Origin of the sequence: Streptomyces collinus, assembly GCF_031348265.1 — a bacterium.
GTDB classification, from domain to species: Bacteria; Actinomycetota; Actinomycetes; order Streptomycetales; family Streptomycetaceae; genus Streptomyces; species Streptomyces collinus.
The window spans coordinates 8,421,936-8,435,185 of the sequence record NZ_CP133771.1 but is presented as its reverse complement, the minus strand read 5'-3'; the positions used below and the strand labels follow the sequence as shown (position 1 = coordinate 8,435,185).

Annotated in this window: 16 protein-coding genes; 10 read left to right on the top strand and 6 right to left on the bottom strand. The window is 73.1% G+C overall.

Going from position 1 to position 13,250, the window contains the following annotated elements:
* Positions 1-5 precede the first annotated feature (5 nt).
* Both RFN52_RS38020 and RFN52_RS38015 read right to left on the bottom strand, forming a co-directional pair.
* Positions 6-437 (bottom strand): ATP-binding protein, encoded by a 432-nt coding sequence (locus tag RFN52_RS38020; RefSeq protein ID WP_184853460.1) that lies wholly within the window; start codon positions 435-437, stop codon positions 6-8.
* A 122-nt stretch (positions 438-559) separates the two neighbouring features.
* A complete protein-coding gene (locus RFN52_RS38015) occupies positions 560-1,582 on the bottom strand; it encodes a zinc-dependent alcohol dehydrogenase family protein (RefSeq protein ID WP_184853459.1) in 1,023 nt (340 codons plus the stop codon).
* 40 nt (positions 1,583-1,622) lie between these two features.
* Between RFN52_RS38015 and RFN52_RS38010 the strand changes: the two genes are divergently transcribed.
* The 5 genes from RFN52_RS38010 to RFN52_RS37990 all read left to right on the top strand — a co-directional run bounded on the left by RFN52_RS38010 (position 1,623) and on the right by RFN52_RS37990 (position 7,511).
* On the top strand, positions 1,623-2,165 hold the full coding sequence (locus RFN52_RS38010; protein ID WP_374050199.1) for an MmyB family transcriptional regulator: 543 nt from the start codon (positions 1,623-1,625) through the stop codon (positions 2,163-2,165).
* 454 nt (positions 2,166-2,619) lie between these two features.
* Positions 2,620-3,765, top strand: coding sequence for a hypothetical protein (locus RFN52_RS38005; protein ID WP_184853457.1), 1,146 nt, complete (start codon positions 2,620-2,622; stop codon positions 3,763-3,765).
* 112 nt (positions 3,766-3,877) lie between these two features.
* Positions 3,878-4,414, top strand: coding sequence for a (2Fe-2S)-binding protein (locus RFN52_RS38000; protein ID WP_184853456.1), 537 nt, complete (start codon positions 3,878-3,880; stop codon positions 4,412-4,414).
* Positions 4,411-5,415 carry an FAD binding domain-containing protein gene (locus RFN52_RS37995; protein ID WP_184853455.1) on the top strand — a complete coding sequence of 335 codons (1,005 nt, stop codon included), beginning with the start codon at positions 4,411-4,413 and terminating at the stop codon, positions 5,413-5,415. Before RFN52_RS38000 ends, RFN52_RS37995 begins: the two co-directional genes overlap by 4 nt.
* Positions 5,412-7,511: a xanthine dehydrogenase family protein molybdopterin-binding subunit gene (locus RFN52_RS37990; protein ID WP_184853454.1), complete on the top strand. Its 2,100-nt coding sequence runs from the start codon at positions 5,412-5,414 to the stop codon at positions 7,509-7,511. Before RFN52_RS37995 ends, RFN52_RS37990 begins: the two co-directional genes overlap by 4 nt.
* A 32-nt stretch (positions 7,512-7,543) precedes the next feature.
* Here the strand turns inward: RFN52_RS37990 and RFN52_RS37985 are convergent, their stop codons facing one another.
* Positions 7,544-7,960 carry a hypothetical protein gene (locus tag RFN52_RS37985; protein ID WP_184853453.1) on the bottom strand — a complete coding sequence of 139 codons (417 nt, stop codon included), beginning with the start codon at positions 7,958-7,960 and terminating at the stop codon, positions 7,544-7,546.
* A gap of 86 nt (positions 7,961-8,046) precedes the next feature.
* Between RFN52_RS37985 and RFN52_RS37980 the strand changes: the two genes are divergently transcribed.
* From RFN52_RS37980 to tgmB, 4 genes are all read left to right on the top strand, one after another.
* Positions 8,047-9,012, top strand: coding sequence for a hypothetical protein (locus RFN52_RS37980; RefSeq protein ID WP_184853452.1), 966 nt, complete (start codon positions 8,047-8,049; stop codon positions 9,010-9,012).
* Positions 9,013-9,217: 205 nt separating this feature from the next.
* Positions 9,218-9,541, top strand: a complete 324-nt coding sequence (locus tag RFN52_RS37975; protein ID WP_184853451.1) for a YkvA family protein — start codon at positions 9,218-9,220, stop codon at positions 9,539-9,541.
* Between the two features lie 118 nt (positions 9,542-9,659).
* Positions 9,660-9,851, top strand: a complete 192-nt coding sequence (tgmA, locus tag RFN52_RS37970) for a putative ATP-grasp-modified RiPP (RefSeq protein WP_031111424.1) — start codon at positions 9,660-9,662, stop codon at positions 9,849-9,851.
* 16 nt (positions 9,852-9,867) lie between these two features.
* Positions 9,868-10,851, top strand: a complete 984-nt coding sequence (gene tgmB, locus RFN52_RS37965; RefSeq protein WP_184853450.1) for an ATP-grasp ribosomal peptide maturase — start codon at positions 9,868-9,870, stop codon at positions 10,849-10,851.
* Between the two features lie 40 nt (positions 10,852-10,891).
* Here tgmB and RFN52_RS37960 read toward each other — a convergent pair whose 3' ends face one another.
* Both RFN52_RS37960 and RFN52_RS37955 read right to left on the bottom strand, forming a co-directional pair.
* Positions 10,892-11,095 carry a hypothetical protein gene (locus RFN52_RS37960; RefSeq protein WP_184853449.1) on the bottom strand — a complete coding sequence of 68 codons (204 nt, stop codon included), beginning with the start codon at positions 11,093-11,095 and terminating at the stop codon, positions 10,892-10,894.
* Between the two features lie 140 nt (positions 11,096-11,235).
* On the bottom strand, positions 11,236-11,685 hold the full coding sequence (locus RFN52_RS37955) for a DUF2269 family protein (protein WP_184853448.1): 450 nt from the start codon (positions 11,683-11,685) through the stop codon (positions 11,236-11,238).
* A 183-nt stretch (positions 11,686-11,868) separates the two neighbouring features.
* Between RFN52_RS37955 and RFN52_RS37950 the strand changes: the two genes are divergently transcribed.
* The gene (locus RFN52_RS37950; protein WP_184853447.1) at positions 11,869-12,840 is read left to right on the top strand and encodes a GlxA family transcriptional regulator; all 972 of its coding nucleotides are present in this window, start codon (positions 11,869-11,871) and stop codon (positions 12,838-12,840) included.
* Positions 12,841-12,889: 49 nt separating this feature from the next.
* Here the strand turns inward: RFN52_RS37950 and RFN52_RS37945 are convergent, their stop codons facing one another.
* Positions 12,890-13,141: a DUF5133 domain-containing protein gene (locus tag RFN52_RS37945; protein ID WP_184853446.1), complete on the bottom strand. Its 252-nt coding sequence runs from the start codon at positions 13,139-13,141 to the stop codon at positions 12,890-12,892.
* Positions 13,142-13,250: the final 109 nt, after the last annotated feature.

The following is a 13,250-nucleotide window of genomic DNA, read 5'->3' as shown; positions in this document are numbered from 1 at the left end:
CTCCTTCAGGAGCGGGCCTCACCGGCGCCGGGGTCGGGGTCGGGGTCAGCGGGACGGAAGCAGGCCGTCACCGTCTTGCCGTGCCGCTGGCACCTCATCCCCCACTCGTCGGCCAGCTTGCGCACGATCGACACCCCGCGGCCGGAGACCTCGCCCGGCTCCGGATCACGCTGGCGCGGCAGCGTCGGGTCCTCGTCGTGGACGCTGACATGCAGGCAGTCGCCGTCCCACGTCAGGACGAGGTGCGCGTCGCTGTGCGCGTGGATGTGCGCATTGGTGATCAGCTCCGACACCGCCAGCACGATGGCGTCCACCGTGTCCGGCTCGGCAGCGGCCCAGGGCAGGGACTCAAGACGCCTGCGTGTCCACTCCCGTCCTGCGCGTACGCCTTCGGACATGCGGAACGAATGCGCCCAGCCCATCGCCTTCACCGACACTCCCCCGGTCCCCTCTCCTCCGTCCACACCATCCCGTGCACGGACCGTGTACCCGGACCCCGCCTGGTCAGGCCTGAGGAGCCCTCAGCGGGGCCCGGGTCAAAGCCCGGTCAGGGGCTCGGTCACAGCGTGAGCATGGCCTTGACGGCACGGCGCTCGTCCATGGCCCGGTAGGCCTCGGCGGCCTCGTCGAGCGGGACGACGAGATCGAAGACCTTGCCGGGGTTGATCTTCCGCTGCCAGATCAGGTCGATGAGTTCGGGCAGGAACCGGCGCACCGGGGCGGGGCCGCCGTGCAGGTGGACCTGGGAGAAGAAGAGTTCCTCACCGCTGAGGGCCACGTCGTGGTTGACGCCCACGAAACCGACGTGCCCGCCCGGCCGGGCGGAGCGGACCGCCTGCTGCATGGACTCCTGAGTGCCGACCGCTTCGACGACGGAGTGGGCGCCGAGGCCACCGGTCAGCTCCTTGAGCTTCGCCACACCTTCGTCGCCACGTTCGGTGACGATGTCGGTGGCGCCGAACTCGCGGGCGAGGCGCTGCCGCGGCTGGTGCCGGCTCATCGCGATGATCCGCTCCGCGCCGAGCTGCCGCGCGGCCAGGACCGCGAGCAGGCCGACCGCGCCGTCGCCGACGACCGCGACGGTCCTGCCGGGGCCGGCCTCGGCGGCGACCGCGCCGAACCATCCGGTGCCCAGCACGTCCGAGGCGGCGAGCAGGTCGGGGATCAGGGCGGCGTCGGGCGTGCCGGGCAGGGGGACGAGGGTGCCGTCGGCGTGCGGGATCAGGGCGCGCTCGGACTGGGTGCCGACCTGGGCCATGAACACGCGGTGCACACAGGAGGAGGGGTAGCCGGAGCGGCAGATCTCGCAGCTGCCGCAGGAGGCGACGAAGGAGCCGACGACGTACTGGCCGGGCTTGACGTTCGTGACGTCACCGCCGACCTCCTCGACGACGCCGACGTACTCGTGCCCCATCGGCAGGGGGCCGTCGAGGGTCTCGACGCCGCGGTAGGGCCACAGGTCCGAGCCGCAGACGCAGGCGGCCGTCAGCCGGATGACGGCGTCCGTCGGTGCGGTGATCTTCGGGTCGGCTATCTCCTCCACCCGGATGTCGCCGGGGGCATGCAGAACAGCAGCGCGCATGGGTTCACTCCTTGGTTGTGAGCCGGATATGGATCTTGACGTGGGGTTTCAGGCGTTTTCGGGTGCTGAGCGGTGGACGACCGCACCGCTGGACGCCGTGGGCAGGCGTCGCTGGACGACGGCGATGGCGATCGTGGGGATCAGCGTGACCGCGGCGATGGCGGTGCCGACGGCGGCCTTCCTCGAACCCGGCTCGCGCGACTTCTTCGACGACTGGGACACCGGCGCCAGGACGACCGTCGCGCTGTTGCGCGCCGAGGCGGGCCGCTTCCCCCACGACAGGGCGCTGCGCGAGCTCGTGGGTGAACTGTCCACGGTCAGCGACGAGTTCCGCACCCGATGGGCCGCCCACAACGTGCGGATCCACCACGGCGGGGTCAAGCGCTTCCACCATCCCGAGGCGGGCTTCCTGGAACTGACCTACCAGCCCCTGGACCTGCCCGTCTCCGCCCACGAGGCCCACGCCCTGACCCTCTACACCGCCGAGCCGGGCACCGCGTACGAGGAGCGGCTGAATTTCCTCGCCAGTTGGGCGGCGACCGGTTTCGAGGCGGCGGACTCCGCCGGTGACCGGGAGCGCTGAACGGCGCCCTGCGCATGGCGGAGCGAGCAGGACCCGCCCCGATGCGGATGGTGGGCGGGCCCTGCTCGTGCGCACCATTGTCGGGACGGCGTGGCGGACGGGCCACGCGTGAGCCCTCCCGATGCGCGCGCGGCGCGCACACCCCGCGCGCATGGCGCACATCCCGTGCCCCCGGCACCACTCCGGAGCGCCGCCGGGTGCCGGATCGCGCTGCCCGGTGCCCCATCACGCCGGACGACCGCCCCACACGGCCGTCCTTGTGTCACATGGCACGGGCCGGCACGGGTAGGCGGTGCGCATGACCGACGGCGCACGCCGCGGCCGACCCGGGAGGTGAAGGCTCGTGGACACATACCCCACCGCCGCCCGCGGCGGGGTGCGACCCCGGGTAGCACCCGTGGGCCTGCGGCGACGATACTGGCAGACGCACGTACCCCCGCTCATAGATGGACCCATGCAGACCTCCCTCACCGTCCGCTCCATGACTCCCGCCACGGTGTGGCCGGCGCGCGGCCGCCACGCCCCGGGTGACGCGGAAGACGTTCTCCGGCGCTCGCTCCAGCAGCGCAAGGACAGTCAGGCCATCGACGACTTTCTGGAGTTGCCCGAAGACGAGACCGGGCCTGCGGAGCGGGTCTTCGAAGCCCGCTGGCGGGTCGGCGACGGCGTGACCGTGCGCGCCCGGCTGAGCCTGAAACCCGGCGTGGGCGAAGGCGCCGGGCAGGAGTGGATGCTGGTCGCCGAGGCCGAGCAGCCGTGGGACCACGCGTGGCCCTCCCCCACCGGCCTGTTCTGGCCGCAGGAGCCGGACACTGCCTGGGACCAGGACGCCGCGACGCGCCTGGTCCCGGGGGAGATCAACCCGCTGCCGAAGGACGACAAGGAGATCCGCCGCCTGCTGAGGAACGCGGTGCGCGGCGGATGGCACATCCACGTGGTCGTCCACGAGGCGATGAGCACCGACGACCGGGGGCGCACGCCGCTGGCGCAGTGGCTGCCGCCGGGCCTGCGCCACCGTGTGGTGGAGCATCACGCCGCCCCGCAGCAGCTGCGCGGCCTGAACTGGGCCCTGCGCGACTCCGGCGTCCAGGTGCCGCGCGGCGGAGCGGTGGTGCTGCCGGGCGTCCCCGCTCCGGAGGGCTACGAGGCCCAGGACTTCTCCGTGCGCGCGGTGTTCCTCGACGGTTCGGAGCCGGCCGACCTCGTCGACGCGGTGACGCGGTTCGCCGCGCTTCCGAGGCCCCTGCCCGACGGCGCCGAGGACGCCCTCACCGCGTTGCGCGAGGACTGGCACCTGCTGACGCTCCAGGAGGAGCTGGAGCGCCAGCGCGGTCTGGTGGCCATGTACGCCGAGGCGCTGGAGGCCATGACGAAGTCCCGTGACCTCTACCGGGAGGCGGCCGAAAGCGCCCACGAGGCCCTGACCGCCTACCAGGAGTCCGCCGAGACCGCTCCCGCCAGACCCCAGCCGTCCGATCCGCCGGCCGGGTCCCCGCTCCAGCAGCTCACACGGACGTTCGAACGCTTCAAGGTCAAACGTCCCGCGACCGCGCCCGCCGATGAAGGGACCACCGCCCAGCGCGTGACGTCGGAGCAGTAGGGGCGCGGGGGCGGGAGGGGCATCCTTCTCGCGGGGCGCACGTGTCAGTCGTGCCCTCCTGGATACGCGGTCCGTACGGCATCACGGCCCGCCCGGGAAGGTCCTCCACGACATGGGCAACCTCCAGCACCACGCGCAGACCACGCTCCGCGTCAACGGCAAACCCCACTCACTCACCGTCGACCACCGCCGGGTCCTGCTGGACCTCCTGCGGGAGGATCTCGACCTCACGGGCGCCAAGAAGGGCTGTGACCACGGCCAGTGCGGAGCCTGCACGGTCCTGGTCGACGGGCGGCGCGTCAACAGCTGTCTGCTGTTCGCGGTCGCCCTCGACGGCTGCGAGGTCACCACCGTCGAGGGCCTCACCGGCAACGGCGACGGGGAGGAACCCCATCCCCTGCAACGGGCCTTCCTGGAACGCGACGCGTTCCAGTGCGGCTACTGCACCCCGGGCCAGATCTGCTCCGCTGCCGGTGTGCTCGCCGAGGCGGCGGCCGGCCACCCCTCGCACGTCACCGACCCGGCGGCGCCCTCGGGCGGGCCGGTGCCGCTGGACCGGGAGGAGATCCGGGAACGGCTGAGCGGCAACCTGTGCCGGTGCGGTGCGTATCCGCGGATCGCGGAGGCCGTGGAGGACGTGATCCCGTGAAGGAGTTCGCCTACGTCCGCGCCGGCAGCGTCGAGGAGGCGACCTCCGCGTACGCCTCTCACACCGGAGCGCGTTACCTCGGGGGCGGCACGAACCTCGTCGACCTGATGAAGCTCGGCGTCGAGGCGCCCACCGCCCTGATCGACGTCACCCGGCTGCCCCTGGCCACGGTCGAGGAGTTGCCCGGAGGTGCGCTGCGCGTCGGGGCGATGGTCCGCAACAGCGACCTCGCCGCCCACCCTCTGGTCCGCGACCGGTACCCGGCGCTGTCGCAGGCGGTGCTCGCCGGTGCCTCCGGGCAGTTGCGCAACGCGGCGACGACCGGCGGGAACCTGCTCCAGCGCACCCGGTGCCCGTACTTCCAGGACCTGTCGAAGCCGTGCAACAAACGTGAGCCGGGCAGCGGCTGCGGAGCGCGGGACGGCGTCCACCGCGATCACGCGGTGCTCGGGCACTCCGCGCACTGCATCGCCACCCATCCGTCGGACATGGCGGTGGCACTCTCCGCCCTCGACGGGCGTGTCGAACTGGTCGGCCCCGAGGGGGCCCGGAGCGTCGCGGCGGCGGACTTCCACCGGCTGCCGGGTGACCGGCCCGAGCAGGACACCGAGATCCGTCCCGGCGAACTGGTCACCGCCGTGGTGCTCCCGGCTGCCGCAGCCGGGCTGCCGTCGGCGTACCGCAAGGCCCGCGACCGGGCCTCGTACGCCTTCGCCCTCGCGTCCGTCGCGGTCGTGCTGCGCCTGGAGAACGGTGTGGTCGGGCACGTGGGGCTCGCCTTCGGGGCGCTGGCGCACCGGCCCTGGCGCGCACAGCGGGCGGAGGAGGCACTGCTGGGCGCGGCTCCCACCCGGGCCGCGTTCGAGCACGCCGTCGATCTCGAACTGGCCGCCGCGCAGCCGCTGCGGGACAACACCTACAAGGTTCCGCTCGCCCGCAACCTCGCCGTGGACGTGCTGTCCCGGCTCACGGACACCGAGCTCCCCGGGAGGGCCTCATGACCGGCAGTGTGGGCGCCCCCGCCGAGCGCCGGGAGGGACGGGAGAAGGTCAGCGGCACCGCCCGCTACGCCGGAGAGTTCCCCTCCCCCGGCCGGGCCCAGGCATGGCCCGTGCCGGCGGGTGTGGCCCGGGGCCGGGTGACCGGTGTCGGCACGGCGGCCGCCCTGGCCGTGCCCGGAGTCCTCGCCGTCCTCACCCACGAGAACGCGCCGCGGCTCGCGGAGCCGGACGATCCCACGCTCGCCCTGCTGCAGAACGCGCGCGTCCCGCACCGCGGCTGGTTCGTGGCCCTGGTGGTGGCCGAGACCCTGGAGGCGGCCCGCGCCGGTGCCGCCGCCGTCCGCGTCACCTACGACGCCGCAGAGCACGACGTGACCCTCACGGCCTCGCATCCGGGTGTGTACGTGCCCGAGGAGGCCAACGGCGGTCATCCGGCCGTCCGTGAACAGGGCGACCCCGACGGGGCGTTCGGTTCCTCCACCGCCCGGGTGGACGTCGCGTACCGGGTGCCGCCGCTGCACAACCACCCCATGGAGCCGCACACCAGCACCGCCCGGTGGGAGGACGGCCGGCTCACCGTGCACACCTCCAGCCAGGGCACCGGTGCCGTGCGGGCGGTGCTCGCCGGGCTGTTCGGCCTGCCCGAGGAGCGGATCGTCGTCACCGCCGAGCACGTCGGCGGCGGTTTCGGGTCCAAGGGCACGCCACGCCCGGACGTGGTGCTCGCCGCCATGGCGGCACGCGAGACGGGGCGGCCGGTGACGGTGGCCCTGCCCCGCCGCTTCCTGCCCGCCGTCGTCGGGCACCGCGCTCCGACCCTGCACCGGCTGCGGCTCGGGGCCGATGCGGACGGCCGTCTCGTCTCCCTGACGCACGAGGTCACCACGCACACCTCCCGCATCAAGGAGTTCGTGGAGCAGGCGGCGGTGCCCGCACGGGTGATGTACGCCGCGCCCCACAGCCGTACGGTGCACCGGGTCGCGGCACTGGACGTGCCGTCCCCGTCGTGGATGAGGGCGCCCGGCGAGGCGCCGGGCATGTACGCGCTGGAGTCCGCCCTGGACGAACTCGCCACCGAACTCGGCATGGACCCGGTCGAGTTGCGCGTCCGCAACGAACCGGACGTCGAGCCCGACAGCGGCCGGCCGTTCAGCAGCAGGCATCTGGTCGAGTGTCTGCGCGAGGGCGCCCGGCGCTTCGGCTGGTCCGGGCGCGATCCCCGCCCGGGCGTCCGCCGGGACGGCCCCCTGCTGCTGGGGACGGGTGTGGCGGCGGCGACGTATCCCGTCATGGTGGGGCCGTCCACGGCGACGGCGCGCGCACTGCCCGACGGTTCGTTCCTGGTGCGGATCAACGCCACCGACATCGGGACGGGCGCCCGGACCGTGCTCGCGCAAGTCGGTGCCGACGCCCTCGGGGTGCCGCTGGAGCGGGTGCGGATCGAGGTCGGCAGCACGGAGCTGCCGCCGGCGCCGCTGGCCGGCGGCTCGTCCGGGACCGCCTCCTGGGGCTGGGCGGTGCACGACGCCTGCGCCGGACTGGCCCGGCGGCTGGCCGGGCACGTGGGAACGCTGCCCGGGCAGGGCCTCGAATTCCGCGCCGACACGACGGGAGCGGCGGACGCCGGGAGCGACTTCGCGCGGCACGCCTTCGGTGCGCACTTCGCCGAGGTCGCCGTGGACACGGTCACCGGCGAGGTCCGCGTCGGCCGGCTCCTCGGGGTGTACGCGGCGGGCCGCATTCTCAACGCCCGTACGGCACGCTCGCAGTTCGTCGGGGGCATGACGATGGGGCTGGGCATGGCGCTGACCGAGGGCAGCACCATGGACGCCGCGTTCGGCGACTTCACCGAGTCGGATCTGGCGTCGTACCACGTGCCCGTGCACGCCGACGTCGCCGGGATCGAGGCGCACTGGCTCGACGAGGAGGATGCCCGTCTCAACCCCATGGGCAGCAAGGGGATCGGGGAGATCGGCATCGTCGGGACGGCCGCGGCGATCGGCAACGCGGTGCACCATGCCACGGGCGTCCGCCTCCGTGAACTCCCGCTCACCCCGGACCGGGTACTGACCGGGCTGCTCGACCGCCGGACCTGAGCAGGACCGCCGGCCGGAGCCCGGCCGAGGCCTCACTCCGTCATACAGCGTGCCTCGGACGCGGGCGCCGCCGCCCACTGCCGGGCGGCGATGGGCACCGGCACCCGGAAGACCAGCGCGACGAGGGACAGCAGTGCCGTGCACCCGGCGACCGAGGCGGCCGGCCACGCCGGGGCGAGCGCGAGGTCGAGGGGCCCGGGACAGGGACGCCGACGGGAAGGAACTCCCGTACGCCTGGGCCCCGGCCGCACCGTGGGCACCAGCACCGCCCCGGCCGGCACCAGCGCCACGGGGTGCAGGGCCAGCAGCAGTGCCGGCTCCGTGCACAGCACCGACAGGCCGAGGGCGAACGCGTGCAGCCGCAAGGACGCGTCGCCGCGCTGCAGCGGGCAGTGGACCACCGCGCACACGGCGAGGGCCGGGGCGGCGAGCCAGCCCGACCAGGACACGGACCGGGCGAACCGGTCCGTGGCACGCTCCCGGTCCGGCGGTGCGTCCTCCAGGGTGCGGTGGGTCTCGCGGTCCGCGTCCGGGCGTGCTGTACGACGTCTGCCCGCGCGGCGGGCGTCCCGGGCTCACCGGTCTCCCCCTCGGGGCGCGAAGTCCCGTTCGGGCGACGGCCGTTGCGGTCCAGCCGTTCCAGGCCCAGGCGGTCGATCAGCTCGACCAGTTCCCCGACGGAGCGGCCGGTGGCGGCCACGCGGAGTGCCTCCTCGCGGACGTGGGGCTCCTGCGGCTCCTTGTGCAGCAGGGTCACCTCCTCCATCGGCCGGTCTGCCACTACCGCGTGCACCAGGTCGCTGACGGCGTCGCCGTACGGCGCGCCGGATGTCGGGCCGGTGCCGGGTCTGAGCTCCACCGGGTTGTCGTCGAGCGACCGGATGGCGACTGGCGACGCCGACTGGTCGGTGTCGGCCACGCCCGTACCGGGTCCGGCAGGTGGACCGGCCTCGTCCGGGCCGACGGTGTCCGCCTGGGCGGGCGCGAGGTGCTCGTCCGCCTGGTCCGTCCGGTCCGGGACGGGCTGAGCGGGCCGCGCCTCCGCGGGATCCAGCCAGTCGTCGGCGGGCGGCGCGGGCGCCCGACCCGGGCCGGTGTCCGGGGGCTGGGCGGCGGACGGGTCCGTCGCGTCCGGGTCAGGGGCAACGGGCCGGGCTGCGGTCCGGCCCGGCTCGGGGGTCGGCGGCTGCGTTCCCGCCCCGGCCCCCGGGAGGGGGAGCCGAGGGTGACGGGCCCGGCGGCCGGGGGGCCGACCTGGTGGGATGCGGCGGCGGGCTGTGGGTACCCCGCCCGGTACGTGTCGTACCGGTCGGCGGCGGGCTGCGCGCTCGTCTGCTCCACCTGGTGCGTGCCGGTGGCGACGGTTGTCTCGGCGGACGGCTGGGCGGACCCGTTCGGCTCGTCGGGTATGGCAGGTTCGTTCGAGCGGGGTGATGAAGAGCAGGTCGTCATACTCGCCTCCGTGGGAAGAGTGCGGCCGCTCCTGCGCCCCGTCGTGTGACGAGCGACGTTACGGTGACCATTACCAGGCGCCACCGGCACCCCGTGCCACTCGGGTGAGCCACCGGGATGACCGCCCGCACGGGAAAATCCGCCGACTCGCCGACATGTCGGGCCCGGCCGCAATACAGCCGCCGGAAACGGGAATCCACATAGGGGGTGTTCGGGAGGTCCCGTGTCACGGCATGCCAGGAGGAGGGCAACCCGTGGATACGACCACAAAGCTCATCGTTCTGGCCGCGGTTCTCGCGGCCGTCGTCCTCGTCTTCGCCGTCGTCGTCCTCGTGCGACTGGTACGGACCCGGCGCGAGTTGAAGCGCGCGGGGCTCCCCACCGGCCCGCGCTGGGTCTTCTGGGGCGCGGTGCTCTATCTGGTGCTGCCCACCGACCTGGTGCCGGATCCGGTGTACCTGGACGACATCGGCGTCCTGCTGCTCGCTCTGCGCACCGTCCGCGGCTCCCTCGGCGAACGGGAGCGCAGTACGGCACACCGGCCGGACCGGCAACCGGCAAATAACTACGGAAAGTAAGGAAACCAACCACCCGTTCGATTCGTATAAGTCTCTGGAAGCCGAAACAGGACGGCGGACCGGGCGACCACGCCCCGGGGCACCGCCTGCTCGGCGCAGTACCGACGAGGGAGAGACGATGCAACCGTTCGCGCTCAACTACGCGCGCCCGGCAGTGGAGTTGGAAGCTGCCATTCCGTACGTGTACGACGCCGGACAGCAGTTGAACGTGCTCCGCGACGGACGGGTCGCGGCCTCCGACTTCGCCCTGTTGAGAGAGTTCGGCACCACGACGTCCACCGCCGGCTCCAAGACGCATTTCGACGACTGACCACGGGCCGCCGAAGATGACCGTACTGATCCTCACCTGTGAGGAGGACGTCACCGCGGACATGGTCGTCGTGCATCTCAACGCGACGGGGGTTCCGGTGGTCCGGGTCGATCCCGCGGACCTGACCGGTGGTGTCGCGTTGTCGGGGGAGTTCGTGCACGGCCGGTTCCGCGGCCATCTGTCCGCCGGGGGGCGGCTGGTGAGCATCGGGGGGCTCCGGTCCGTGTGGGTGCGCCGGCCCGGCGTACCGGCCGCACGGGCGGCCCAGCCGTCCGCATGGCTGACCGAGGAGGCCACCCAGGCGCTCTACGGCATGCTGCGGGGCTCGGACGCGCGCTGGATGAACCATCCCGACGCGGCGCGCCGGGCCCGGCACAAGCCGTGGCAGTTGCGCCTGGCCCAGAGATGCGGCCTGCCCGTGCCCGCGACGCTGATCACGACCTTCCCGCGCGCCGCCCGCGAGTTCGCGGAGCGCTACCCGGAGCTGGTGGTCAAGCCGGTCTCGGGCGCGCATCCGCAGGACCCGCCCCGGGCGGTGCCGACGAGCCGGGTCGCGCCGGAGACGGACTTCTCCGCCGTCGCGTTCGGGCCGACGCTGCTGCAGCGGCGGATCACCAAGCGGGCCGACATCCGGCTCACCGTCGTGGGTGAGCGGATGCTGGCCGCCCGCAAAGCGACCGCCGAGGACGCGGACCCGGACGAGGTGGACGTGCGGTTCGCCGCGCCCGGCTCGCCGTGGCGTCCCGTCGATGTGCCGTCCTGTATCGCGCCGGGGGTCCTGTCCTATCTGCGTGAGGCGGAACTGGCCTACGGGGCTTTCGACTTCGTGGAGGACTCCGACGGGACCTGGTGGTTCCTGGAGTGCAACCAGTCGGGGCAGTTCGGGTTCGTCGAGGTGGAGACGGCTCAGCCGATCGCCCGGACCATCGCCGAATGGCTGGCCCGGCCCGTTCCGGTCCAGCCGTTGCACGTCAACGGAGCGAACACGACGCTCCGTTGACCACCGGGCCCGGCGCAGACCGGGCCCGGGCCCGCCGGGTTCACTGCGGCCGCGGGCCGGGGAGCATGCCCGCGCGCTGCCAGCCCGCTCCGGGGGTTTGCGGACGGTCGTAGCCGAGGGACTGTGAGGGCCGCATGACCAGCTCCAGTTCCCTGCTCACACGTTCGGCCTCGCGGCGCACCTGTGCGGGTACGTCACCGCGCTCCGCGATGAGTCGGTCGTAGATGGGGGAATCCTGGAACACCCGTCAACGTGCCTTTCTGCTCGTCGGCCCCGTGCGGGGGCGAGACTGCGAGTGTAGGCGGCACGGTGTCCCGGAGTGTGAATTCCTTGGGATGACTTGACGCAGACCGGACATCCGTGACAGGCGATCGCGAGACTTCCTCAGGCTCCCGTGGTGGACCCCGGCCGGACGATCATCAGGACGGTGACCGTGGCCCACAGCAGGTTGAAGACGCCCGTGAACATGGCCAGTCGGGCGGTGCTCCGCCGGTCGACGGCCTGCTCGTCCTTCAGCCGGCCGAGGAGTTCCTCCTGGCGGGGCAGGACGAAGGCGATCAGGATGCCGGCGGCCGCGGCGGTGAGGGCGATGGAGGTGACGAGCCATCCGCTGCCGAGGACGCCCATCGCGGCCGCGGTGGCGAACCCGAGGAGGGGGACGGTGAGTCCGACCTTGGCGTAGACGCGGCAGATGCGGTGCAGGAGCGCTGCCGTTCCGACGCCGGCGGGAGCCGCCTGACGCACGGCGGGCGGGAACATGCTGGCCGCGACGGTCACGGGACCGATGGCGACGATGGCGGCCAGGACATGGAGGGACAGCAGGATCTTGGTCACCGGGGCTCTTTCCATGAATGCGGTCGACGAGCCCACGCTAGGACGCCCCCGGATGATCCCCCATGGGCTGGAACGACAGCTTCCAACGGGTTCTCGCCAACTGGTCCGACCTGCTCTCCTGCTCCAGAGCTGCCGCGAACCCCACGTCACAGGACCGGCGGGAACCCGCCTAGGGTGACGGTCATGCACTCTGTGGCGATCCTGGTCCTCGACGGAGTCGTGCCCTTCGACATGGCGGCGCCCCAGCAGACGTTCGCCTGGACGCAGCTGCCGGACGGGCGGCCCGCCTACCGGGTCCGGTTGTGCGCCGAGAGGCCCGAGGTGCGCGCGGACGGCGGCTTCACCCTGCGGATCGATCGGGGGCTGGAGGCGCTGGCGGAGGCGGACACCGTCATCGTGCCCGGCTGCTCCCCCGACGCGGCGCCGCCGTCCGCCCGGGTGCTGGCGGCCCTGCGGGAGGCGGCCGGGGCCGGGACCCGGATCGCGTCGGTGTGCGTGGGGGCCTTCGTGCTGGCGGAGGCCGGGCTGCTGGACGGGCTGCGCGCCACCACGCACTGGGTGGCCGCCGGCGAACTGGCCCGGCGCTTCCCGCGGGTCGAGGTGGAGCCGGACGTGCTGTACGTCGACAACGGGCAGATCCTCACCTCGGCCGGTGCGGCCGCGGCGCTGGATCTGTGCCTGCACATGATCCGGCGGGACCTGGGATCGGCCGTCGCCGCGAACATCGCCCGCATGTCGGTCATGCCGCTGGAACGGGAGGGCGGGCAGGCCCAGTTCATCGTGCACGAGCATCCGCCCGTGCCCCGGGGGTCCGCGCTCGAACCGGTGCTGGAGTGGATCGAGGACCATCTCGCGCACGAGGTGACGCTGGGCACGCTGGCGGCGCGGGCGGGGATGAGCGAGCGGACCTTCAGCCGCCGCTTCCGCGAGCAGACCGGCACCACACCGCTGCAGTGGCTGCTGCGGGCGCGGGTGCGGCGCGCCCAGTACCTGCTGGAGAACTCCGACCACTCCGTCGAACGGATCGCGCGCCAGGCCGGTTTCGGCTCGCCGACCGCGTTCCGGGAGCGGTTCCGCAAGGTGGTGGGCACCACGCCGTACGCCTACCGCACGGCGTTCCACGGTCGGACGAACGCCTCGGCGGCCCCTCCCTAGGGGCCGCCGAGGCGTGCCGCCCGGTCCGCGCCGGGCCGTTCGTCAGCGGTCAGCCGACCAGCGTCAGGCCGCTCTCCCCGTCCGCGTCGGCGGCGTCCGGCCGCCCCTCGGTGAGCAGCAGGACATCCGCCTTGGCGATGGCGTCACTGATGTCGGACGTCCCCATCATCACGCACAGCGTGTAGCTGACGTCCTCCAGCTCGCGTGCCGCCTTCGGCACGTGCCTCTCCGACTGAGCGATCCTCAGCGACGCGTACCGCGTCAGCAACTCCCTGACGATCTTCCGGTCCGGTACAAGCACGTAGCGCCCCTCTCTGTGTTTTCGCTGCGTATGCCCGAACCACGCGGAAGCATTCACACGATTTTCTCACCTGTAGCGGATTTGACGAGAACTGATCGGTTGCGTCCGG

Bases quoted from the DNA above. Each gene is read 5' to 3' on its own strand.
- RFN52_RS38015 (WP_184853459.1), bottom strand. From the start codon at position 1,582: ATGCGCGCTGCTGTTCTGCATGCCCCCGGCGACATCCGGGTGGAGGAG.
- RFN52_RS37950 (WP_184853447.1), top strand. From the start codon at position 11,869: ATGCACTCTGTGGCGATCCTGGTCCTCGACGGAGTCGTGCCCTTCGAC.
- RFN52_RS37990 (WP_184853454.1), top strand. From the start codon at position 5,412: ATGACCGGCAGTGTGGGCGCCCCCGCCGAGCGCCGGGAGGGACGGGAG.
- RFN52_RS38000 (WP_184853456.1), top strand. From the start codon at position 3,878: ATGGGCAACCTCCAGCACCACGCGCAGACCACGCTCCGCGTCAACGGC.
- tgmB (WP_184853450.1), top strand. From the start codon at position 9,868: ATGACCGTACTGATCCTCACCTGTGAGGAGGACGTCACCGCGGACATG.
- tgmA (WP_031111424.1), top strand. From the start codon at position 9,660: ATGCAACCGTTCGCGCTCAACTACGCGCGCCCGGCAGTGGAGTTGGAA.
- RFN52_RS38005 (WP_184853457.1), top strand. From the start codon at position 2,620: ATGCAGACCTCCCTCACCGTCCGCTCCATGACTCCCGCCACGGTGTGG.